A 22,722-nucleotide genomic window follows, 5' to 3' on the forward strand; every position below is an offset into this window, starting at 1 on the left:
TCGACTTTTCCTCCCTGCGGTCGGGCTCAGCTTGACATTACGATGATAATGGGTATTAGATTTAATACTAACTATTCAATACTATCAAGATCCGCACATCAAACAATCATCTCCTTCCGCTTCTTTGGAGCTGGCGATGAGTGCACGCAATTCCTCCGGACTTAAAGAAGTGCCTTCAGGAACCGGAACAGCTGAAGTTCTTGGCTCTTCCGCAGGAATTTCCTGCTTTTTCTCCTCTTTTGCCAGGGTAAACTTAATGGCATCCACGGCACTTTTGGTGCGCAGGTAGTACATTCCGGTTTTGAGTCCGCTTTTCCAGGCGTAGAAATGCATGGAAGTCAACTTTCCATAATTTGCATTTTCCATGAACAGGTTAAGCGATTGCGACTGATCGATAAAATATCCGCGGTGACGGGACATGTCGATGATGTCCTTCATACTCAGTTCCCAAACGGTTTTGTAGAGTTCCTTAAGATCATCAGGGATTACATCGATGTTTTGCACAGAACCATTGGATCTTAAAATGGCATTTTTGACATCCTCTGTCCACAGGTTTCTTTCCACTAAATCTTCCAGCAGGTGCTTGTTCACCACAATAAATTCTCCCGATAATACCCGGCGGGTGTAAATATTTGAAGTGTATGGTTCAAAAGCCTCATTGTTTCCAAGGATCTGAGAAGTAGACGCGGTTGGCATAGGAGCGACTAAAAGAGAGTTGCGAACGCCATTTTTGAGCACCTGCTTTCTCAGTTTTGCCCAATCCCATCTTCCGCTGAGGTCTTCATCATTTATTCCCCACAAATTAAACTGAAATTGGCCTTTGCTCATTGGGGAGCGCTCGTAAGTGGAGTAGGCGCCTTCTTCTTTTGCCATTTCCATAGATGCGGTAACCGCTGCGAAATACAAAGTTTCGAAGATCTCCTGATTTAGTTTTTTGGCGGCGTCACTTGTAAATGGCAACCTGAGTTTGATAAAAGTATCTGCCAACCCTTGAACTCCCAATCCCACAGGACGGTGCCTGAAATTCGAATTTTCAGCCTCTTTTACGGGATAGTAATTCCGGTCGATAACTTTGTTGAGGTTTCGGGTGACTCTTTTCGTGATCTTAAATAGTTCTTTGTGATCGAATTCATCTCCTTTGATGAACATGGGTAACGCAATAGAAGCGAGATTACAAACCGCCACCTCATCGTCACTGGTATATTCCAGGATCTCTGTACAAAGATTCGAAGAACGGATGGTGCCTAAATTCTGCTGATTAGATTTTCGATTTGCTGAATCTTTATACAGCATATAAGGCGTTCCGGTTTCGATCTGTGATTCCAGGATCTTTTCCCAAAGATCACGAGCTTTTATGGTTTTGCGTCCCTTTCCTTCAGTTTCATATTTTAAATAAAGTTCTTCAAATTCATCACCATGAATATTGTAAAGGTTCGGGCATTCGTGCGGACACATTAAAGTCCAATTCTCGTTTGTCTCCACCCGTTTCATAAAAAGATCGGGCACCCACATGGCGTAAAAAAGATCGCGTGCACGCATTTCTTCTTTTCCGTGGTTCTTTTTCAAATCGAGGAAATCAAATATATCAGCATGCCATGGCTCCACATAAATCGCGAAAGAACCTTTCCGTTTTCCGCCGCCCTGATCGACGTATCTTGCCGTGTCATTAAAAACCCGAAGCATGGGAACGATTCCGTTGGAAGTTCCATTAGTGCCCGAAATATAAGAACCTGTTGCTCTTACATTGTGAATTGATAATCCGATTCCGCCGGCAGATTGTGAAATCTTTGCAGTCTGCTTCAGCGTATCGTAAATCCCGTCGATGCTGTCATCCTTCATTGTTAGCAGAAAGCAAGAGGACATCTGCGGCTTCGGAGTTCCGGCGTTAAAGAGCGTAGGAGTGGCGTGAGTAAAATATTTTTTCGACATGAGCTCATAAGTCTCAATGGCGGCTTCCATATCATCCGGATGAATTCCTACGGAAACTCTCATGAGCATGTGCTGCGGCCTTTCGGCAATCTTTCCGTTTATCTTAAGTAGATATGAACGCTCCAGAGTTTTAAATCCGAAGTAATCGTACTGGAAATCGCGGTTGTAGATGATCGTGGAATCGAGCAGTTCTTTATTCTGCTGAATTACCTCATAAACATCATCGGCAATAAGAGGGGCTTTTTGATTGGTGCGTGGATTCACATATTCATAAAGATCGGTCATTACTTCAGAAAATGACTTTTTCGTATTCTTATGAAGGTTTGATACAGAAATTCTGGCTGCTAGCTTAGCATAATCCGGGTGAGAAGTGGTCATGGTTGCCGCGATCTCGGCTGCAAGATTATCAAGTTCGCTGGTGGTCACTCCATCATAAAGTCCTTCTATTACTCGCATAGCAACTTTTACAGGGTCTACAAGTTCATTGAGACCATAGCAAAGTTTTTTGATCCTTGCTGTGATCTTGTCAAACATGATGGGTTCTCTGCGGCCGTCTCTTTTTTCTACGAACATAACTGAAGGATTAAAGCCCCTCCCGACCTCCCCAAAGGGGAGGAGGTGTGGGCGATTATTTGGATGATGCTTCACCGAAGGTGAAGCGGGAGATTTATATGTTCCCCTTTTGGGGGTTAGTGGACTGGACCTAGAAGTCGGCGTCGAAGCTGATCTTATCTGAATCTTTGTCTTTGTTCATAACCCCGGCTTTCTGGTATTCTCCAACTCTTTTTTCAAAGAAGTTTGTTTTCCCCTGCAGGTTGATCATATCCATAAAGTCGAATGGATTCGCAGTGCCGTATTCTTTCTCACATTCAAGTTCAACCAGCAGTCGGTCGGCAACAAATTCCAGGTATTGGGTCATCAATTTGGAATTCATCCCAATAAGACTCACGGGAAGAGATTCGGTGATGAATTCTCGTTCGATATTCAATGCATCAACAATAATGGCTCTAATTCGCTCTTTTGGAACCTTGTTCACCAGGTGATTGTTGTGTAAGTGAACAGCGAAGTCGCAGTGAACGCCTTCATCCCTGGAGATTAATTCATTCGAGAAAGTCAGCCCCGGCATAAGTCCGCGTTTCTTCAGCCAGAAAATGGAGCAAAATGCGCCCGAAAAGAAGATGCCTTCCACCGCGGCGAAAGCAATAAGCCTTTCAGCAAAAGAATCGGATTCTATCCATTTCAAAGCCCAATTGGCCTTCTTCTGAATGGCAGGGAATACTTCAATGGCTTTAAAAAGCTGATTTTTTTCCTTCTCATCTTTAACGTAGGTGTCGATAAGCAGGGAGTAGGTTTCAGAATGGATGTTTTCCATCATGATCTGGAAACCGTAGAAGAATTTAGCTTCGGAATATTGTACTTCATTGACGAAGTTTTCAGCTAAATTTTCGTTTACAATACCATCTGATGCGGCAAAAAAGGCAAGAATGTGCTTGATGAAATACCTTTCATCTGAGGTTAATTTTTGGTTCCAGTCAGTTAGGTCCTGGTGCAGGTCAATTTCTTCTGCAGTCCAGAAACTTGCTTCCATTTTCTTGTACCAATCCCAGATGTCGTGGTGTTTTATGGGAAAAATCACGAATCTGTCCTTGTTTTCCTGTAAAATGGGTTCTAACTGGGCCATAGTATATTGAGTTTTGGTTGGTTGGTTAATCAAAAACGGTAGTAACAAATATTGGAATTTATGTAAGATTTTCTCCTACAGGAGCAGAAAGCTTTTCAACAAAGTTTTCAACATGACCATAGAAAATTGTTCCAGAAGTTTTGTTAAAACTGAGGATTAGTGAATTATAAATGAGAAGATTAGTGCCTGTTAAAGGTTTTAAGAACAGAAAAGAAGATGTGAGATCTCAACAAATTAAGAGGTGTCAAAAATGATATTTTAGGAGTACTCTATTTTGAGCTTTTTTCCACCTTGAGCAGCCGATTCGTAAATCTTTTCCAATACAATTATATCCTTTAATCCATCTTCGCCCGGGGCAATGAAAGGTTCATGTTGCATAATGGCCAGGGCATCATCATCCATTTGTACCGCCTGTTGATTTTTTCTCATAGGCTCCAGAAATTTTCCATCGCTGGTCCTTCCCTTTACACCGCTGTATGTTTGGAAAGGTTGCAGGTAATAAGAACCATTCCGGCATGTAACATCCAGTATATTCATACCTTCTCCAAAACTGGTACGACAGTGAGCCGTAATACCATCTGGAAATTCCAAAGTGAAGTCCATAGTTTCATCCACTTCCTTAAAAAGTTCGGGTCTACTTGTAGAAGATTTCGCAGAAACTGCAATTGGCTCCATACCCGTGGTATACCTGGAAGTGTTTAGAGGATAAACACCCATATCATACATCGCACCACCGCCCATTTCTTCTACTGCCCGCCAACCCGGATTTTGGCTAAAGAACCCGGCTTCGGCTGTTAATTCCTGAATGGGTCCATAAGGATGAGTTTCTGCCCACTTCATCATGATGCGGTTATTCTTTTCATGCTGAAGGCGATATCCTATTGCGAGTCTTACCTTATTTTTTTCACAGGCTGCTATCATTTCCCGACATTCTTCAGCATTCATTGCCATGGGTTTTTCACACCAAACATGCTTTCCTGCATTGGCAGCTATTATTGAATATTTGGCATGCATGGAGTTTGGCAGCACAATGTAGATCACTTCAATGTCATCATTGTTGGCGATCTCGTGCATATTGTCATAATTGTAAACATTAGCATCGGGAATTCCGTACTTTTCCTGCCATTGAGGAATTTTCTCAGGACTTCCTGTTACAATGCCCCGTAGTTCACAATACTCAGTCAGCTGAAGGGCAGGGGCAAGTTGGTTGCTGCTATATCCTCCTAATCCTACAAGAGCAACTCCCAATTTCTTTTTTCCTCCTGCAAAAAGTAGGTTGGGAATGGGAAGACTCAAGGCAGTTAATAATAAACCCGATTTTTTAATGAACGTCCGTCTGTTATTCATAAAGGTTGTTTTGACAAACTTAAATCTAAGAAATTCAGAAGGATATTTTTTAAATTACTTTTAAAAATCTCTTGCAACTTTCATTTTAAAACCAGCGAGGGAGAATTTACCTGCCTCCCATACTCATACTCTGATATTCGGAAGTGTTTATCGAAAAAGGGCTTTTTTCGATCCCGGTGCAGGTCATTGTCACATTTTTTTCCGGGTTCTTTTTATCCATCATCTCCATTGCCATCAATAGTCCGGTACTGTCCTTTATCCAATCGGCCTTTAATCCTTTTGGAACATTTTGTTGGTTTTCCTGATAAATGTCGGTAAAACTTACGCCTGCCTCGTCTGTAACATAGAATTCGAATATATTTTCGGCATTTTCAGAGCGGTAGCCCTGGCATTCATAGCCTAAGATCGTTTTAGTGCCAATTTCTTCAAATTCCATATTCTCATAAGAATTATCCGTTTCCATATCTTCTTCAGAAACATTGATTTTCGTAGCCATTACCATTTTGTTGCCTTCTGAATTCATATACATAACAGTCATATCTCTCTTGTTATCAAGGACTGTAAACATATTTTCGGCCTGCGGAACTTTTATTCCTACATAGGGTGCATCCTCTTTGATGTAATATATCATGTCCATTTCCCCTTCTGTGGTTTTCATTTGAAGAGTATATTCCCAATCAAAGTCATAGCTTTCAGGAATTTCAGAAGGGTTGACCATATCCATTCCTATTGTGAAATTAGAATTATTGAGCTGGGTTTCCCACATATTGTTTAAAGCCTTATCGGTTACATTGGCAGCCTTGTCAGAAATATTTTTTGTCGCTGCATCTTCAACTTTCTGTTCCACCTTCTTTTTAAGCTTTTTAAGAAATTGAGCTTCTGCTGTTGTGGTCCCTACCATGAAAAAAAGGATAAAACTTAAATAAATAAAATTTTTCATAACTGTAAATTTTTAGATTAGAACCTGTTTGGAACAGGCAGACTAAGATTATTTCAGTAATGAGGGAATGCTGCTTCAGGGGAAGAAATAAGCAGGAATGAAGATTAAAGTTACTATAATTTAAAAGAATTACAAAATGTAAAATTCTTATTTACAGTATAATACGGAGAAGATAAAGCGGATATTAATTTCTCTTGCTATGTTTTTAATGAAGTACGTAGTTTTTAGGATGAGAAAGGTCAGGGTTCTCAGCCCTTCAAAGAAATGGTATTCCCGGATACTAACCTTTTAAACTATTGTGAATATACCTGAGGTTTCTGGAGCACAGGGTTTATTGATGGTAAAGATAATTTGTTGGAGGTACGTCAGACTTTTGATTCGTTTAATTTTTCGGCCACTTTTTCAAGTTCGGCATACCAGTCTTCGCCGTACTTTCTAATAAGGGCATCTTTGACAAATTTATACACCGGGACCTGAAGTTCCTTTCCCAGGGTGCAGGCGTCGTCACAGATGTACCAGTGGTGGTAATTAACAGCCGAAAATTCTGAATAGTCCTGGGTACGCACAGGATAAAGATGGCAGGAGACCGGTTTCTTCCACTCGATATCTCCCTGGTTGTAGGCTTCCTCAATTCCGCATAAGGCAATTCCCTTTTGGTCAAAAGTGACATAGGCGCAATCGGCACCATCAATAAGCGGAGTTTCATATTCCCCGTCTTCTCCAATTACCGAAGTACCCTGCTTTTCAATCGCTTCAATTCCTTCTTTCCGCAAGTATGGCTTCACCAGGGGATAGATATCTTCAAGAATATGGGTTTCGGATTCTTCCAATGGTGCACCCGCATCTCCGGCAATGCAACATGCTCCTTTACAAGCCGAAAGATTACAAACAAAATCCTTTTTAAGGATCTCTTCAGAAATTATAGTTTTACCAAGCTGAAACATTCGGCAAATATAAATTTTTACAGGAGTTAAGTTAAGAGGTAAATCTGTTAAAATTTTTAAACTATAATTTGTATTCTTCTATTTCAAAGTACTTTTGCAGGCTAATTTTTAGAGATGGAATTAAACTTCAGGGAAATAGTAACCGCCAGTATGATCCTCTTCGCAGTTATCGACATTATTGGGAGTATTCCTATTATTATTGATTTGCGGAAGAAGGCAGGACATATACAGAGTGAAAAAGCTACTATAGTTGCAGGAATTCTGATGATCGCTTTTTTGTTTGTTGGAAAAGAGATTCTGAATCTTATTGGAATAGATGTAAATTCCTTTGCGGTGGCGGGTGCTTTAATTCTGTTCTTCCTGGCCTTGGAAATGATTCTGGGAATTCAACTTTATAAAGATGATGCTCCAGAAACTGCGGCGGTTGTTCCTCTGGCTTTTCCGCTTATTGCCGGTGCCGGTACAATGACCTCAATATTAGCATTACGGGCTGAGTATGCCACTGTTAATATTATTGCCGCCATTATTATTAATACTATTTTTGTTTACATCGTCCTTAAGTCTTCCCGGAAAATTGAAAGTTTTCTCGGAAAGCAGGGAATAAATGTGATCCGGAAAATTTTTGGAGTCATTCTATTGGCAATAGCCGTAAAACTTTTTGCTACAAACATTAAGAGCCTGTTTATATGAAAGCCCTAATTTACTTTTTAATTGTTTTGGCCCTTGGCCTTATTATTTACAACGCAACATTTTTAGATCTAGAAAATGCTTTTTCAGGAGATAGTAAGACTGCCTTAATTGGGATTCTGGCTTCGAGTATAGTGATTGTTCTTATGGTCATTCTTCTTATGTCCCGGGCTATTTCAGAAAAGAGTGGTGATTAGTGGGTTTTGATGCTTTAATTATTGGCGGTGGTGCGGCAGGACTTTCCTGCGCTCTTGTTTTAGGTTCCGGACTGTCTAAACCATATTGTGCAGGTAAAAAAGTTGGTATTATTGCTCACCAACGTGCTTCTCACCTTTCAAGCGCCCTTATAAATAATGCTCTGGGAATTCAAACCGGTACTTCAGGGAAGGATATTCTTATGTCAGGAATGCAAAAGCTGGAAACTTTTTATCCTGAAGTAGAGATTATTCAGAAAGAAAAGGTCCTGAAAATGGCATTTTTGGAAGATAAATTTGAAATCTGCACCAATAAAAATTGTTATACCTCCAAGCTGGTGGTCTTAGCCACAGGCTATGGAAAGCCGTTCACTATTGATGGACTGGAAAATTATCTTGTACCGCACAGTAAGTCAAAACCTTCAAAAGAAAGAATTCAGCTTACAAATAATGATCATCTTGTGATCCCAGACCTTTACGTAGCCGGAACATTGGCGGGTCATAGAAGCCAGTACGCTATTGCCTGCGGAAGTGGTGCAGCAGTTGCTACAGATATTCTGACGCTCTGGAACCAAGGAGAGCATACCAAGGTTCATGATAAAGTCAGGTAAACTATTTCCTGAAGTTTCTGTTAGCCGAGAGTTCAATTATTTTTTCAATTGCAGGATCTTCAGCATTGAGTATTTGCTCAAAGGCAGTGCTGCCAAATAACTGCTGGGCCATAGCCGCTTTCAGATATAGCTCGAGCGTTGGCCTGTATTCATTGAAACGCATTTCAAAATTTTCACGGCGCATAAATTCCCTGAATTCTTCTAAAATAGCATTTGTGATTACTTCCCTTTGCATAAATTTTTGGAAACTAAGATCATTGTAATATTTGCGATCCTTTTCAAGCACCTCAAAAATAAAGCTATCCATGTAACCGTTGCGCAGCATCAAGTTAAGACTCTGCTTTTCAAAATTGGTGTCTTTGGGAATAAAAATATCAGGGATTATCCCACCCCCACCGTAAACAACTTTGCCTTCTGGAGTTACGTAGCGTAAAGAATCAGCTACATGTATACTGTCTGCACTAGCGAGTTCTCCATTCTTATAGCGATTGAGGTAATCATTATAATATTCTTCGCTGCCATTGGTGTAGGGGCGTTGAATAGATCTCCCGGTAGGGGTGTAGTAGCGGGCTATGGTGAGCCTTACCGCACTGCCATCCCCTAATGACATTTCTCTTTGCACCAATCCTTTCCCAAAAGATCTTCGGCCAACAATTACTCCTTTATCATTGTCCTGAAGTGCTCCGGCTATGATCTCACTGGCGGACGCAGAATTCTCATTGATAAGTACGTAAATTTCCCCTTTTTCAAAATTACCTTCCCTGGTAGCAAATGTTTTCTCAATGGCTCCCTTTTTATTTTTGGTAATAAGCACCAGTTTATCCTCGGGAAGAAATTCATCTACGATTTTCGTAGCCTCGGCAAGGTAGCCTCCGGGATTGTCCCGCAGGTCAAGAACTATTTGATTTGCGCCTTCTGCTTTAAGTTTGTGAAGACCTGCCATAAACTCTTTATATGTAGATTCTGCAAAACGATTTATTTTTATGTAACCCAAATCTTCATTCAACATATAAGCGGCATCCACACTTTTAAGAGCTACCTTTCCACGCGTTATATTAAATTCCAGCAGCTTTGGAACACCTTTTCGGTGCACCTGAAGGACCACATTAGTATTTTCTTCTCCCTTTAATCTACTTGTAATGGAATCTTCATGAATATTAGCATCAAAAAGAGGTTCTCCATCTGCATATAAGATTCTGTCCCCTCCCTTAATACCCACTTTTTCGCTGGGTCCGCCTTCTATAGTCTGTATCACCGCAATGGTATCATTGATGCTTCTAAAACTCACCCCAATTCCCACAAAATCTCCCTTCATGCTTGCACTTAGATTCACATATTCCTCCTGTGGGATGTAAACTGAATGAGGATCAAGATCTGTAAGTATTCCATTGACGGTAATATCCACTATGCTGTCCATATCTACCTCGTCTACGTATTCATATTCGATATAGTCAATTAGGCGCGCAAGTTTTTCTTTTTTCTTATTGGTTTTTAGAAAAGGACCGGAGGTGTAACTGGAAAAATCCAGAGCTGCACCCAATAACACTCCCAGTGCACAGGCGAATCCCAATAGTAATGGCAAATATTTTTTATTGTAGTTTTTCAACCGTCAAGTTCAGTTATTTGTTCTATTTCAACCCCGGCTTTTTCCAAAAAACTCAATCCGGAGTTGTCCTTGTAATCTATACTGTAGACGAGACGCGTAATGCCCGACTGGTGAATGAGCTTGCTGCATTCTTTGCAGGGTGACATGGTGATGTAAAGTGTAGCTCCTTTACAGGATTGAGTGCTCCCCGCAACTTTTAAAATTGCGTTGGCTTCAGCGTGCAATACATACCATTTGGTATACCCATCTTCATCTTCACACGGATTTTCAAAACCGGTAGGGGTACCGTTATATCCGTCAGAAATTATCATTCTGTCTTTCACAATAAGCGCGCCAACCTGTTTTCTATTACAATGAGAAAGTTTCCCCCATTCTCTGGCGATCCGTAAATACGCCCGGTCAAACTTAAGTTGCTTAGTTTTTTGCATAATTCAAAAATACTTGTGCAATATAGAAAGCTTTTTAAGTCGTTGAAAATTTGAGCTTTACTAAGTTATTGCAAGACTAAAATTAATCCAATAAAGGAAAGTTAAATTTTATAATGCCAGATAATTTTCCTTAAGAATAGGTAGAATTATTCCTATTACAATAGCCGACACTACTAATATCCAGTCACGTCTTGTCACCCGTAAAACATTTTGTAGTAGAAAACCCAGTATTAGTACACACAATACAACAATAAGCTGTGCTGTCTCAATCCCTAACGCAAATTCCAGTAAGGGCAGGAAAACATTGTCAGTACCCGAGGCAATCATTTTAAAATAGGAGGAAAAGCCAAGGCCGTGAATAATTCCAAAAAAGGCGGTGGTGAAATATAATAAGTTAATATTGTTTTTGTTTTCTTTTTTTTTGGCATTAATAATATTGTACACAGCAGTGAACAGTATGGTAATTGGAATAAGAAATTCTACCCAGGCTGTGTTCACAAGCACAATTTTATATACCGAAAGAAAAAGGGAAATTGTGTGACCAAGGGTGAAAATGGTAACCAGCCAAAAAACCCTTTTCCAGGTGAGGAATGAATAGGAGGCAACCAGAACAATGAGAAAAAGAATATGATCATAAGCATTCCAGTCCAGAACATGTTCCAGGCCTAATCTAAAATATAACCAGAATTGCGACATAGGAAGAATAAGATAAGCGGCGAAATTTACGATTTCTTATGAAGATGGACAAAGGGCTAAAAGAGATGAATTTAATTAAGTTTAAAAAAAACCATCGGCTGGAATGGGTTTTTAAGTGCCTTGGGCGGAAATCGAACCCGCACGACCGAAATCACAGGGTATTCTTATAAAGATAAATATTCCGGAGACCACCTGCTAATGCTGATCCAACTCCCACTTTCGCTGATTGAGAAGTTGGTATCTTTTCTCGGACAACAATGATTATAAAAATCTGATTATAATATCTAAAAATATGAACCTGTTGTATTTTATTTTTTGTTGATGAGCAAAAACTTATCTCTACTACAATGTGGGTGGTTCTTAGCAGGAAAGCCAACGGGAGATCACTAAAAATAGATCTTCCTCCTAATTAAATTTATCCATTAAGAAGAAAAGCGCTGCCAAGGTATAGACACAAATGAATAGAAAATGGGATGACATGCCTTACCCTTCAAAACCTACCTACCAGCGTTTGAAGAGCTTTCATTTATATTTGTCCGAAGAAAAACAGGAGAAAAATAAAAAAGAAAATTTATGACCACAGTGGACTTAATACTCCTGGGAATAGTCATTGCTTCAAACAACCTGGCATTTGCGTTCGGTTTAGGGGCTCTGGGCACGAGCAAATATCATTTAAGGATATTGGTAATTTTTACTCTTACGGAATTTACCATACCTCTTGTTGGATTGCTCATTGGGCGGCTTATAAGTTCCTTAATCGCTGATCATGCCAGTATTGTAGGAAGTTTAATATTGGTTGGCCTGGGAATTTATACCATTTTCTCATCTTTAAAAGATAGAAATAAAAAAGATACATCAATAGAATATATAACTTCTATAAAAGGATTAGTTTTAATCGCTTTGGGTCTCAGTGTGGACAATTTGCTGGTAGGATTCAGCCTCGGATTAAGAGAAGTTAATCCTTTAAGGTTAGCCTTATTTATAGCTTTTTGTTCTATGGTATTTACTTTTGCAGGACTCAAAGGTGGTAAATACATCAAAAATAATGTGGGCAAATATGTTCAAGTTTTTGCCGGAATTATATTAATTGTTCTCGGAGCTTTGAACTATTTTGGTTTTCCCGCATAGGTGATCAAGAACATTTATTCTATAAATACATCCCTTTATGTAATCTCTGCTATCCTGGTAAACTGGATATGAAGAACCCTCTAGGGTGGGATCTTCATTAAGAATGATTAATGAACTGAGAGCCTGAATTAAAATAAGTTTTCTTAAAAAATAGGATCAGGTAATTTTAAAATCTCATGCCCAGCCCAAAAGTAAATCTCCATCCTTCATCACTTTTGAAGGTGCTAAATTCAGCCCCGAGAATTTCAGCAATGTTAGCTTTGAGTCCGCCACCGTAGCTGTCATGCCAGGTATCGCTCTCCTGCCCCGGATACCAGACCCTACCGATGTCATAACCACCAAATACCGATAACCACAGTGGCAGGACAGAAGTTTTAAGCGTATCAAAATTATAAATCAGGTTTCCTCCTGCAGCCGCTGCCTGTTTCCCTGAAAAGCGTTGTTGCCTGTAGCCGCGTAGGCCATTATTACCTCCGAGGGTTGCTGCCTGATAGAATTCAAAATCATTACCAAAATTTACAGTTCCCTGGATTTTGGTGTTGAGTACTAATTTTCGGTTCTTGGAAATAGCATTATAAAGCTCAAGATAAGGTTGAAAATATCCATAGATTTCATCTGTTGCGTCCACATTCATTTTTCCACCTCCGGTAAGGCTTATGTTGAGTCCGCTGGTAGGTGTCAGTTCTGAATCGTAATTTTCATATTCATAAATGGCTTTTATTCCTCCAAATAGTTGACGATCACCCGGCATGAATTCATCTGGAAGAACTTCGCTCTCCTTTTCCTCAACCTTTATACTTTCAAAAGTCGCCAGATATTTGATCTGGTGTCCATACGGAGATTGAAGGGTCCATCCTGCTTCTCCTGCTATTTCTTCAATCCTGATTCGGTTATACGGCCATCCTTGTTCTTCTGTGAAATTGGGCGTGTCATTTCCAAAGCCAAAGAAATTCCTTGTATGGCCCGGGCTGGAATAATAGGCACCTAAGTAAAAATTGTAATTTCCGGTGAAATTTTTAAATTCTCCCCCATAGTTCAAATCGAATCCTCTGGTCCTGGAAAAATAACGCACTGCGAGATCATGGCGACTAGTAAAAGGAAACTCTACAAGGTTTCCGAAGGTGTAAGTTCCACTTAGAGCCGGTACGAAACCATCATCGGGATTATAACTAAAACTGGGAACAATACTCATTCCCGTGGGATCCCTTCGGTCTGGATTATACAAATTAACATAATAATCATCTGTAAAAACTGTCCGGGCACCGCTCTTTTCCTTTACCACATTTCCCTGGGAACGATGATCATATATTTTAAGTGAGTTTCCGTTATCTATATCATAAAGATCATCATCCTGACCACCGACCAGCCTCACCAGGATATCACTTTTTCCTTCTCCTGTAACGTAAAATTGGTCATCATCGTCAAGTCCATAAACAATAACTTCTTTGGTCTGGTCTTCGTAAAAAGTTCTTTGTGCGACCACCTCGTCTCTGTCTCCATCTTTATTTCGGGAAATACGTATGTTGGTACTTCCATCTTCCAGCCTCTCAATATCTATATAATCATCTTTATCTGTACCTCTGAGGATAGCAACTTCTATTAGGTGGTCATAGTATCTTTCAGCAATGTCTACCAGATTATCTCGACGTCCTTTTACCTTTTCAATTAATTCATTGGTATTTTCACCCTGTATTTCTTCAGGTAAATTAGTAAAGGCTTCTTCTATTATCTCATCCGTTAATCTCTCCTGAAGAAAAGTAGCCTGGGAAATCCATGTTTCCTTTTCCAGGTTTTGAACAAGATTCCTATCCAGTGTTAAAGCCGAACGTGTAAAAGCCTCTAAATTCTCTATATCTTCTCCGTAGACAGAAAATTTAGCGCTAAGTCCGCCAAGGGAACGAAGGAACTTGAACAGGAGACCGTCATAATTTGAAAAGACCTGATCCCGGTCTCTTGGAATAGGTTCAAAAACTCTGTCTCCGTTTTCCAGTTCTATTTCTGCCCAGCGCCACTGATCATTATGCCGGTCCCAATCGCCAAGGAGCATATCGAATATCCTGGCTCTTATATAAGCTGGTTCATTGACACTATATTGTTCATCTCTTCTAAGACGGTCAAAAAGCCCTTCTGTGCTTTGAATATCATGATTGGGTGCGCCAAAACTTTCATACCCCAGCCAGTGTTCTTCCGGACGCTCTTCTATCATATAAAGGTCATCCCCGAGCTCAAAATTATAATTTCCAAGAAGAGGTTGTTTTGGTAAATAATATAGTTCCGGATTGGTATGCAGAACTTCCCCTGCTTCAGCCAAGGTTGGTACGGCAAGGAAACCATAAGGATGGGAGGCGGTATAAAATCCCCGGATCAAAGATTCCAGAACGGTTCCGTTGAAAAGTCCGGTTACGGGTTTGTTTTTATAGAGTGCAGCCTGAATAAATTGGAGGGGATCTTTTTTGATCTTCCTAAAGTTATATTCTCTGTTTAGGCTGTCTTTTACTCTCAGGGAATTTGTCTGAGTTCCTCCACCCATTCGCATGGGCTCTAGTCCACCGTAAAGTGTATCGAGATCGGCAGTACGAACAGTGACAGGTTCCAGGAAAAGATCCCGATATCCATCTCCCAACCATATGTTATCATATAGCTTAATTTCATCTTTTCTTTCCGGGTAAACCGACTGTTCAACCAGAGCAGGGAAAGTTTCCGGTAAGGTATCAATAGGATAGGTTCTATTAGCATCGTAGACCTCCTTTTGAAAAAGTAGAACAGGCTGATTTTGTTTTGAAGCATAAAAGCTTACCCAGGAAGAACCGTCTTCAAATACATCAAACACAGCAAATCCTTCTCCAGGATATGCAAACAAACCATTGTTTCTTAATCCTGCATAAGAAGAAGTAGAAGCAGCCCCAGTGACTATTTGTTTTACATGACCTTCTTCAAGATATTGTAAGGAGTGATCATGTCCCGATGCAAAAACAACTTTCCCCCATTTTTTCGAAATCGTTTCCAGCCGGTCTACCAGCTCGCTGTACCTTCTATTCTGAACATCCTGTGAAGAAAGTCCTCCACTGGTACGAAGCAGCATGGCCATAGATCCTATTAGAGGAACGGGAAGTTTTTTTTCCGAAGGTTTTAAATAAGGGGATAAATAGAAATTTCCGCCGTGTATCCCGTTAGAGAAGAGAGGGTGATGCAAAGCAAAGACTGTAGTTTTATTTTGATTCTTTTTTAATTCTGTTTCTATTTCAACAAGCATGGCTGCCCGTGTTTTGATCTCGGGACAGTCATCATTAATGGTGGGGTGATCATCCCAGTTGTTAATGTACCATTGAGAATCAAGAATAATTAGGTGTACTTCGTCGGAAATGTCGACAAACTGAATTGGACAGCCATTTCGCGGCATAAAAACATCCGTTTCATCAAGTTTTTCCTCCAGGTATTCTTCCTGTTTCTCCAGTCCCTCCATACCCTTCTCATCCCAATCCAGTTCTCCGGGAATAAAAACAGGTCTGGCAGATGAACCGTTTACTATCTTAATTTGTTGATCCAGGTTGTTTTTTGCACTTTGTAATTCTTCTGGATCCTCACTGGTCAGATTCTCAGCCCGAGAGTTGTCACCTAAGAAAACTACAAAATCCTCAACTGAGGAAACGGAATCCAGGTAATGTTCCAACGCCTTTAAACCGGAAGAGCTGGTATCCTCAACATTATATCCAACATCTCCTATAAGATAGAATGATTTAACCTTTTCCAGGTCTGTGGGATAATTAGTCTTATCTGGTGAGTAAGAGTCAGCGTATTTGGGTATATGTGATCCACAGGAATGAAGAATAAACATGACAAATACGAGAAGAGGATATAATCTAAAATTCATATATTTTTTTAAGTATCAGGTTTGAAATAGGAGGGAACCATAATAAAACAGGATAAAGAAGCTGGTGTTTAAAGAGATGCATGAAACAAATCTAACCAGCATATTTTATCCTCTTTATGACCTCTCATTTTCTATGAAAATAATATAGATGAAAAAGTGCAGCAAAAAGTTTAAATGCTGTTAAACAAGCTTTAGCCTTTGTGAAGACATCGTTAAATTGTGTATTTGTAAGACCTAAGTAGAATGTTAACCCAAAGAAAAAAGGCTGAGAAACAAATCTCAGCCTTTTCGTTATGTACCTTGGGTGGGAATCGAACCCACACGACCGAAGTCACTGGATTTTGAATCCAGCGCGTCTACCAATTCCGCCACCAAGGCAACTGGACGGCAAAAGTAATAATTTTTTATTTTATCCGGGAGATGGTGTGGTTAATTTTTTTGGGTAAATAGATTGCTCCGGAAAGACCAAGATCAACAAGCTTTTAAAAAATTAGTTCTATCTTTTGTTCTTTATTTCCGCTACAGTTTTTCCAAAGAAGAAAAACTGTTCCTTTTTGTTTGCGGTGAAAATCAAATAAATGATGAGATCTATATTATATAAAATTGTCGTTGGATTAAGCGCAATCGTTGTTATCCTGAGTATTTTATCTTTGATCCATGATCTAACCTATTGGTATGCTAAGATCCTGGATTTTCCCAGAACTCAATATTTAATCTTTTCCCTGGTGTGTCTCCTGTTGTTTTTAATCTTAAACAGGAAATGGAACGTCACTTCATATATCGTAGTTGCCGGACTGGTGGTAGCCATTTCTATTCATTCAATTAAGATAGGTCCCTATTATGTGGGCGAGAAAGTTGTTCCGGAAGTTTCTCAAGAAAACCTGGAATCTGCATCCAGTTTAAAGGTTCTTATTGCCAATGTTCTTATTACGAACAGAGATGCAGCCAAGCTTAGAGAAATAATTGAAAAACACCAGCCAGATATGGTTTTAGCAATGGAAGTAAACAGTTGGTGGGTGGAGCAATTGGACCAAATTGGTTATCCATTTGCCATAAAATATCCTTTGGAAAATGCCTACGGAATGGCGCTGTATTCCAAACTTCCTCTTCTGGAAAAGGATGTGAAGTTTTTTCAACATCATGATGTTCCATCAGTCCACACAGTGGTAGAACTGAAGTCTGGTCAAAAAATTAAATTTCATGGAGTCCATCCTGTGGCACCGTTTCCCAGCGATAAATATCCCGATAATGTTGGTCTGAACGAAGTGGCTTTGACCAAAGTAGGAAAATTAGTGGCGGCGGATAACCTTCCATCGATTGTAGCGGGAGATTTTAATGATGTCTCATGGTCCAGCACTACCAAATTCTTTGAAGAACATGGGAACTTAAAAAACGTAAGGTTGGGAAGAGGTCTTTACAATTCTTTTAGTGCTCAATCTTTTTGGATGCGGTGGCCTCTTGACCATTTTTTCGTGACAGAAGAGTTTGAGGCGGTTAAAGTCCAAAGGCTGGATAAATTTGGTTCAGATCATTTTCCCATGCTTACTGAACTTATTTTAAGAAAATAAAAACAGTCGGCCTCTACAGAAAAATGTAAATTCAAATATTAAAGGTTTAATATCTTTTTTCCAAAAGCTTAAACTACCACAGAACTATAACCTAAATAATGTCTAAAGGATCAACGATTATAAAAAACACATTTTTAGTAGTGGTAGGAGCTTATTTCCTACTTCAAGGTTTGGCAGCTTCCAAAGGATTTCTTGCTCCACTAGTTTTTGCAGTTGTGCTTGCTCTTATTGTTTTGCCGGCTGCCAGGAAGATGGAAAAGCTTATAAAATACAGGGGCCTTTCATCATTTCTTAGTACTCTAATGGTATTTATTTTTTCTTTGCTTTTTTTAAGTCTTTGTTCAATGCAAATACAGAACTTTTTTAATGACTGGTCGGTTATCAAAGAAGCCATGGCACCAGAAGTAGAAGAGTTCAAAACATTTTTGTTTGAGCATACTCCACTAAACAAGAATTCACTTCAGGAATATTATCCTTCGGGATCCATACCATTTGTTGGAGAAGGAGTTAATGAAGGAGCTAAGGCCTTGTCTTTTTTAAGATCTTCATTGAATTTCATGGGTTCGTATCTAATAACATTCATTTATACGTTCTTCCTTCTTTTTTACCGTAGTCACTTTAAAGAATTTCTGCTTTCTCTTTTCAAATCACAGAATCGAACTAAAGTGGCAAAAGTTATAGAGACTTCGGCAGGGACAGTACAGGATTATTTAATTGGAAGACTAATTCTAATGGGGATTTTGGCGGTTTTTTATTCTGTTGGTTTAGGTTTTTCGGGTGTAGACAACTATCTTTTGGTGGGTGTTATTGCTGCCATTCTTACTTTGATCCCCTGGATTGGTAATATTATTGGATTTGCCATGGCTATGGTTTTCGGCTACCTCACTTCCGGGGATATTAATGTTTTGTGGGGAATAGTGATCACCTTTACTGTTTCACAATTTGTAGAAAGTTATATCCTCCAGCCCTATATTGTGGGTGATAAGGTGGGACTTCATCCTTTTTTTGTTATTATTTTTGTAATGCTGGGGGGGGCAATTTGGGGACTCGTTGGAATGGTAGTGGCAATTCCGGTAATGGCCATGGCCACCGTAATATTCCAGAATGTGGAACTCTTGAAACCGCTGGGCTTTTTATTTGGTAAAAAACCTGATTGATTTTACCGACCGGACTTAAGAAAATTTCTCTTCAGACTACAAAGCAAGACCACCCTTTTAAAGGAAGGGGATAGCAATTATTTTTGCTGTTGCAGTACTAACTTTACTTCCGGGAGGAATTCATCAGGAGTTCAACCTGTTCAGAAAGTTGATCAAGGGTTTCTACATCTGCCTCATTTTTTAGAGAGCTTCTCGATTCCTGTAGCAGTCGTTTAGCCTCAATCGCTATGATATGGTGATATCCAGGGTCTTTTGTCTCTTGCCTCATTAATGAAGTGAACATTTTGATTATTTTTTGGACTACCACAATATCCTGACTACAGTACCTTCTCATGGGAGCATTTAAATTATAAAGCAATTCCTTAAAGGTCACTCCTCTCGTCTTAACGAAATTCTTACCATCTTTTGAAATGAAACTGAGATCGGACTTTTGCATTCTAATTCTCAATAAATCGGTGAGGTAATCAATGGCATTTAAGGCTGTCCCAGGATCATTAATACCCGGAGACATTGCTTTTACAACGACTTCTGTAATTTGCTTGAAAGCCAGTACATAATTGCTGGTAACAAGTTCCTCTCTTGAAAAATAAAATTTATTCAGTAAATCTTTAACTGCTTTTTCATCCAATTTCTTTTTTGACCTGAAGGCGGGTACACCCTCTAAAACAAACGCTCCTTTTATTAGCAGCACCTCAAGTAAAGTCTCATTTTTTTTGCAGAACGAGAGTAGATCATTCTGTGAAAAACTCTGAAAATAACCACTTTTAAAAGTCTCATATTCATACCAACCCTCAGTTGCCGGAAAGGTAGAAGCTACATCTTTCTCCTTCTCCAGGAGATAATAAAGTCTTTTCCGGGCATCTAAAAATATTTTTTCAAGAATATTAGTGATCTGAATGGTTTCTGAAATATTGTGAATAAAATAAATGAAAGCATATATCGACGTTACTGTAAATAGAATGCCAAGAAGGACAGAAAAACCGGGTACCTGGTACTTATCTCCTGTAGGTTGAATTGAAAAGAGGACGAAAATACAGAATAATATACTTGAAATATATATTCCAAGAATAATCTGGTGACGACGATCTGATATTAATCCCGGGAGGAGGCGTGGGGAATAGTCGCTCGCCGCCTGATTGAGGAGTACCATTACCATTGAAAAACTAAAAACCATCATTGATATTAAGCCGGTTATGCACGCACTCAAAATCGTTAATCCTGTATCGCCACTATTGACCACCAGGAGAGGAGCATTTTTAACCAAATATCCCGAAATACCCAGTTGTTCCAGGTACATCATTAGAAAAGCGAATACCAATCCTAATAGGGCGAATAGTGTAGGATAAAAAGCAATTTTTCCTTTAACGCTTCTGTACAGGGAAGAGATTTTAAGAAGAAAAAAATTCATCTTGTAGTTTGAAATTATTGGGGAAGTTAATCAAATCATGAAAATTGATAATAGAAGAGATCATATAAGAATTATATTTTCTAAAACAATTCAAACTTTTTTATAGACCAACGCAACCTTTTGAAAAAATGGAGTCATATAAGTAAACCAAGTAATTCTATTAAAAATGAAAAAAGTTTTTCTATTGCTTATGTCAATCACGGTATTAACCGGTTGTGAAATTGAAGATGATGGACCAGATTCTGTGCAGGTTTTAGCCGAAGTAATTGACACAAATCTTCCTGAGTCGTTCGAACCGGGAGAAGTTTACCAGGTCGAAATCACGTATCTTCTCCCAAACGTCTGCCATATACCTGTGGGTGTTCAGGCTGTAAGAGGTGGTGCTGAAGGTTCTGCAAGAAGGGACATTTATGTATCCGGGGTAGCTTCATATCTTCCAGGTGAGGGTGAATGTACTCTGGAAAATGAGGATCTTGAAGAAATAGATTCTTTTTCCCTTAGAGTAGATGAAGATGAACCTTATACGTTTTATCTTTGGACAGGCTTTGACGAAAACCAGGAGAGTATTTATACCCAAATAGTCGTTCCCGTAGGTGAGACTACGCCAACAACTTCTGTCAAGTAAGGATATAAGGAATTAAGAACCAAAATAATATTTGGTGGGTCTAAAGGAACTAGTTCGCCTGTGTAAAAAACAGGATAGAAAAGCGCAGGAAAAGCTTTATCGGGATTACTCCGAAAAGCTTTTTGTGCTGTGCCTTAAATATTCCGGGAATTACGAACAGGCAAAAGATCTTCTACAGGACAGTTTTATAAAGATTTTTCAGAACATTGAACAATTTGCCGGGAAGGGTTCTTTTGAAGGGTGGATGACCCGAATAGTGATCAACACTGCCATCAAAAAAAGCAAAAAGAACGGGATCTTTTTAAGTATAACGGGGGACATTTCTGAAGAGAATGAGGAAAACCTGGATGACGCACTTCTATCTCTGGATTTTTTGATAAAAATAATCCAGGAGTTGCCGGAAGCTTACCGGATGGTATTCAACCTTTATGTCATGGAAAATTATTCTCACAAAGAGATCGCGCAGATGTTGGGAATTTCTGAAGGAACTTCTAAATCGAATCTAGCCCGGGCACGCATTAAACTTAGAGAAAGAGTCAGGCAATACAACAGGGCAAATTCCCTAAAATCGATATAAAAATGCGTAAGAATATTGATAGCATTTATCGGGATAGGTTTGAAGGGGCAAAATTGCCACCACCGGCAGACTCCTGGGAAAACATTCTCTCCCAAATGCCTCGCAAAGAGGAAAAGAGATTGTTTCCTTTGTGGTTCACACTAGCCGGAGTGGCCGCTGTTTTGGCGATTATCTTTACCGCTTACCTGCAATATCCTCAGCCAGCTGCAAAGGAAAATTATGTGATTGGACCTTTTCCTAATGAAAAAGGGGATTTTAATACTTCAGAAGTTTCTGTAAAATTTAATGAATTGATGAGGGAATCGGATATACTTCTGCAGGCTTTGATCTTACAGGGCCGGGAGATTCATTCAGGGAATGAAAAGGTGGGAATTGCTGCGGGCAGGGAGGAGATTTCAGAAGTAAATGAGAATCAGTCCTCAGGATCCTCATCCTGGGTGCAGGTTCAAAACACTAAAACCGGGAAGTATGGAGAAAATCCCGTAGAGGGAAAAACGGTGGAGGTAATGGAGCCCGAGGAGGAGTTATCTGAGGCAGTTTTATTGGTTTCAAAAGAAGCACCCATTGTTGAAATATCAAAAAAGGAGGAGTTCAAAGAGAAATTTAAGGTGAGTACAAAGGTGGCACCTGTGAAAGGGTATGCCTTAAATACCAATTTTTCTCCAAAAGAAGCCTCCGGGGAAGTCACCTTTTCTTATGGTGTAAATGTGGCTTATGCAATTTCCAAAAAGGTCAATCTCCGGTCGGGCTTAAACAAGGTGGATCTTGAGTACAACACCCATGAGATTTCATTTAATGATGTGGCCAGTGCTGCTGCTTCTTTTAGTGAGAATATGATGGAGAGTACTACCCTTGCCTCCCCTTCAAATGGAACTCTAAATCAAAAAATGGGTTTTTTCGAGATCCCTCTGGAAGTTGAATACGTTCTGGTGGATAGAAAAATTGCAATAGGTATCATAGGAGGAGGAAGCGTATTATTTCTTGAGGAGAATGAACTTTTGCTGGATATACCCGGGAATAGGGCCAATTTTGAGGAGACTAACAGCATGAATTACCTTAGTTATACTACAAATCTGGGACTTAGTTTAGGCTACAATTTGTCCAGGCAATTACAATTCAACTTGGAGCCTGTGGTGAAATTTCAGATGAACACCTTCAGGGACAACAACGGACAAAATCCTTATTTCTTCGGGTTATATTCCGGCTTCAGCTATAGATTTTAATTGAATTAAAGTGTTCTGAATAATTGCAGGATTTCACCTTCCAAAAAGAACATTTTTCAGAAGGAATTATTAACTTGATTTACAGTATTCTTTACTTTTATT

Annotated in this window: 19 protein-coding genes and 1 tRNA gene; 9 read left to right on the top strand and 11 right to left on the bottom strand. The window is 39.5% G+C overall.

The window, feature by feature from the left end; genetic code table 11:
- Nucleotides 1-84: 84 nt before the first annotated feature.
- The 5 genes from H148_RS0108655 to H148_RS0108675 all read right to left on the bottom strand — a co-directional run bounded on the left by H148_RS0108655 (nt 85) and on the right by H148_RS0108675 (nt 6,841).
- Nucleotides 85-2,502 (bottom strand): ribonucleoside-diphosphate reductase subunit alpha, encoded by a 2,418-nt coding sequence (locus H148_RS0108655; RefSeq protein WP_029034451.1) that lies wholly within the window; start codon nt 2,500-2,502, stop codon nt 85-87.
- A 130-nt stretch (nt 2,503-2,632) separates the two neighbouring features.
- Nucleotides 2,633-3,610: a ribonucleotide-diphosphate reductase subunit beta gene (locus H148_RS0108660; RefSeq protein WP_029034452.1), complete on the bottom strand. Its 978-nt coding sequence runs from the start codon at nt 3,608-3,610 to the stop codon at nt 2,633-2,635.
- A gap of 258 nt (nt 3,611-3,868) precedes the next feature.
- Complete coding sequence (locus H148_RS0108665) at nt 3,869-4,957, bottom strand: Gfo/Idh/MocA family protein (RefSeq protein ID WP_029034453.1); 1,089 nt, start codon at nt 4,955-4,957, stop codon at nt 3,869-3,871.
- A 106-nt stretch (nt 4,958-5,063) separates the two neighbouring features.
- On the bottom strand, nt 5,064-5,897 hold the full coding sequence (locus H148_RS0108670; protein WP_029034454.1) for a DUF4412 domain-containing protein: 834 nt from the start codon (nt 5,895-5,897) through the stop codon (nt 5,064-5,066).
- A gap of 365 nt (nt 5,898-6,262) precedes the next feature.
- Nucleotides 6,263-6,841 (bottom strand): DUF3109 family protein, encoded by a 579-nt coding sequence (locus H148_RS0108675; protein ID WP_029034455.1) that lies wholly within the window; start codon nt 6,839-6,841, stop codon nt 6,263-6,265.
- Nucleotides 6,842-6,955: 114 nt separating this feature from the next.
- Between H148_RS0108675 and H148_RS0108680 the strand changes: the two genes are divergently transcribed.
- Genes H148_RS0108680 through H148_RS0108690 form a run of 3 tightly spaced genes read left to right on the top strand, consistent with a single transcriptional unit; the run spans nt 6,956 to nt 8,333 of the window.
- The gene (locus H148_RS0108680; protein WP_029034456.1) at nt 6,956-7,531 is read left to right on the top strand and encodes a MarC family protein; all 576 of its coding nucleotides are present in this window, start codon (nt 6,956-6,958) and stop codon (nt 7,529-7,531) included.
- Nucleotides 7,528-7,725, top strand: a complete 198-nt coding sequence (locus H148_RS0108685; RefSeq protein WP_029034457.1) for a hypothetical protein — start codon at nt 7,528-7,530, stop codon at nt 7,723-7,725. The genes H148_RS0108680 and H148_RS0108685 overlap by 4 nt, the downstream gene beginning before the upstream one ends.
- Nucleotides 7,725-8,333 (top strand): FAD-dependent oxidoreductase, encoded by a 609-nt coding sequence (locus H148_RS0108690; protein WP_029034458.1) that lies wholly within the window; start codon nt 7,725-7,727, stop codon nt 8,331-8,333. The genes H148_RS0108685 and H148_RS0108690 overlap by 1 nt, the downstream gene beginning before the upstream one ends.
- Before the next feature lies 1 nt (nt 8,334).
- Here the strand turns inward: H148_RS0108690 and H148_RS0108695 are convergent, their stop codons facing one another.
- The 3 genes from H148_RS0108695 to H148_RS0108705 form a co-directional block, all read right to left on the bottom strand.
- Nucleotides 8,335-9,939 carry a S41 family peptidase gene (locus H148_RS0108695; protein ID WP_029034459.1) on the bottom strand — a complete coding sequence of 535 codons (1,605 nt, stop codon included), beginning with the start codon at nt 9,937-9,939 and terminating at the stop codon, nt 8,335-8,337.
- Complete coding sequence (locus H148_RS0108700) at nt 9,936-10,367, bottom strand: deoxycytidylate deaminase (protein ID WP_029034460.1); 432 nt, start codon at nt 10,365-10,367, stop codon at nt 9,936-9,938. Before H148_RS0108700 ends, H148_RS0108695 begins: the two co-directional genes overlap by 4 nt.
- A gap of 108 nt (nt 10,368-10,475) precedes the next feature.
- Nucleotides 10,476-11,063: a HupE/UreJ family protein gene (locus H148_RS0108705; protein WP_029034461.1), complete on the bottom strand. Its 588-nt coding sequence runs from the start codon at nt 11,061-11,063 to the stop codon at nt 10,476-10,478.
- 573 nt (nt 11,064-11,636) lie between these two features.
- On the opposite strand from H148_RS0108705, the gene H148_RS0108715 reads away from it, so the two are divergent.
- The gene (locus H148_RS0108715) at nt 11,637-12,191 is read left to right on the top strand and encodes a manganese efflux pump MntP (protein ID WP_029034462.1); all 555 of its coding nucleotides are present in this window, start codon (nt 11,637-11,639) and stop codon (nt 12,189-12,191) included.
- Nucleotides 12,192-12,357: 166 nt separating this feature from the next.
- Here the strand turns inward: H148_RS0108715 and H148_RS0108720 are convergent, their stop codons facing one another.
- Both H148_RS0108720 and H148_RS0108725 read right to left on the bottom strand, forming a co-directional pair.
- Nucleotides 12,358-16,062 (bottom strand): metallophosphoesterase family protein, encoded by a 3,705-nt coding sequence (locus tag H148_RS0108720; protein ID WP_029034463.1) that lies wholly within the window; start codon nt 16,060-16,062, stop codon nt 12,358-12,360.
- Nucleotides 16,063-16,358: 296 nt separating this feature from the next.
- Nucleotides 16,359-16,440: transfer RNA gene (locus tag H148_RS0108725), tRNA-Leu, on the bottom strand.
- Between the two features lie 200 nt (nt 16,441-16,640).
- On the opposite strand from H148_RS0108725, the gene H148_RS0108735 reads away from it, so the two are divergent.
- Complete coding sequence (locus H148_RS0108735) at nt 16,641-17,630, top strand: endonuclease/exonuclease/phosphatase family protein (RefSeq protein ID WP_037324876.1); 990 nt, start codon at nt 16,641-16,643, stop codon at nt 17,628-17,630.
- 98 nt (nt 17,631-17,728) lie between these two features.
- Nucleotides 17,729-18,787, top strand: a complete 1,059-nt coding sequence (locus H148_RS0108740) for an AI-2E family transporter (protein WP_029034465.1) — start codon at nt 17,729-17,731, stop codon at nt 18,785-18,787.
- A gap of 103 nt (nt 18,788-18,890) precedes the next feature.
- Here the strand turns inward: H148_RS0108740 and H148_RS0108745 are convergent, their stop codons facing one another.
- On the bottom strand, nt 18,891-20,195 hold the full coding sequence (locus tag H148_RS0108745) for a DUF2254 domain-containing protein (protein WP_029034466.1): 1,305 nt from the start codon (nt 20,193-20,195) through the stop codon (nt 18,891-18,893).
- 166 nt (nt 20,196-20,361) lie between these two features.
- On the opposite strand from H148_RS0108745, the gene H148_RS0108750 reads away from it, so the two are divergent.
- The 3 genes from H148_RS0108750 to H148_RS0108760 are packed head-to-tail and all read left to right on the top strand — an operon-like array spanning nt 20,362 to nt 22,620.
- Nucleotides 20,362-20,820 carry a hypothetical protein gene (locus tag H148_RS0108750; RefSeq protein WP_156877231.1) on the top strand — a complete coding sequence of 153 codons (459 nt, stop codon included), beginning with the start codon at nt 20,362-20,364 and terminating at the stop codon, nt 20,818-20,820.
- Between the two features lie 34 nt (nt 20,821-20,854).
- Nucleotides 20,855-21,397 (top strand): RNA polymerase sigma factor, encoded by a 543-nt coding sequence (locus tag H148_RS0108755; RefSeq protein ID WP_037324933.1) that lies wholly within the window; start codon nt 20,855-20,857, stop codon nt 21,395-21,397.
- 2 nt (nt 21,398-21,399) lie between these two features.
- Nucleotides 21,400-22,620, top strand: coding sequence for a hypothetical protein (locus H148_RS0108760; RefSeq protein ID WP_029034469.1), 1,221 nt, complete (start codon nt 21,400-21,402; stop codon nt 22,618-22,620).
- Nucleotides 22,621-22,722 lie beyond the last annotated feature (102 nt).

Origin of the sequence: Salinimicrobium terrae DSM 17865 (assembly GCF_000424665.1) — a bacterium.
In the GTDB taxonomy this organism is placed as follows: domain Bacteria; phylum Bacteroidota; class Bacteroidia; order Flavobacteriales; family Flavobacteriaceae; genus Salinimicrobium; species Salinimicrobium terrae.

Bases quoted from the DNA above. Each gene is read 5' to 3' on its own strand.
- H148_RS0108655 (WP_029034451.1), bottom strand. From the start codon at position 2,502: ATGTTCGTAGAAAAAAGAGACGGCCGCAGAGAACCCATCATGTTTGAC.
- H148_RS0108660 (WP_029034452.1), bottom strand. From the start codon at position 3,610: ATGGCCCAGTTAGAACCCATTTTACAGGAAAACAAGGACAGATTCGTG.
- H148_RS0108665 (WP_029034453.1), bottom strand. From the start codon at position 4,957: ATGAATAACAGACGGACGTTCATTAAAAAATCGGGTTTATTATTAACT.
- H148_RS0108670 (WP_029034454.1), bottom strand. From the start codon at position 5,897: ATGAAAAATTTTATTTATTTAAGTTTTATCCTTTTTTTCATGGTAGGG.
- H148_RS0108675 (WP_029034455.1), bottom strand. From the start codon at position 6,841: ATGTTTCAGCTTGGTAAAACTATAATTTCTGAAGAGATCCTTAAAAAG.
- H148_RS0108680 (WP_029034456.1), top strand. From the start codon at position 6,956: ATGGAATTAAACTTCAGGGAAATAGTAACCGCCAGTATGATCCTCTTC.
- H148_RS0108685 (WP_029034457.1), top strand. From the start codon at position 7,528: ATGAAAGCCCTAATTTACTTTTTAATTGTTTTGGCCCTTGGCCTTATT.
- H148_RS0108700 (WP_029034460.1), bottom strand. From the start codon at position 10,367: ATGCAAAAAACTAAGCAACTTAAGTTTGACCGGGCGTATTTACGGATC.
- H148_RS0108705 (WP_029034461.1), bottom strand. From the start codon at position 11,063: ATGTCGCAATTCTGGTTATATTTTAGATTAGGCCTGGAACATGTTCTG.
- H148_RS0108715 (WP_029034462.1), top strand. From the start codon at position 11,637: ATGACCACAGTGGACTTAATACTCCTGGGAATAGTCATTGCTTCAAAC.
- H148_RS0108720 (WP_029034463.1), bottom strand. From the start codon at position 16,062: ATGAATTTTAGATTATATCCTCTTCTCGTATTTGTCATGTTTATTCTT.
- H148_RS0108735 (WP_037324876.1), top strand. From the start codon at position 16,641: ATGATGAGATCTATATTATATAAAATTGTCGTTGGATTAAGCGCAATC.
- H148_RS0108740 (WP_029034465.1), top strand. From the start codon at position 17,729: ATGTCTAAAGGATCAACGATTATAAAAAACACATTTTTAGTAGTGGTA.
- H148_RS0108745 (WP_029034466.1), bottom strand. From the start codon at position 20,195: ATGAATTTTTTTCTTCTTAAAATCTCTTCCCTGTACAGAAGCGTTAAA.
- H148_RS0108750 (WP_156877231.1), top strand. From the start codon at position 20,362: ATGAAAAAAGTTTTTCTATTGCTTATGTCAATCACGGTATTAACCGGT.
- H148_RS0108760 (WP_029034469.1), top strand. From the start codon at position 21,400: ATGCGTAAGAATATTGATAGCATTTATCGGGATAGGTTTGAAGGGGCA.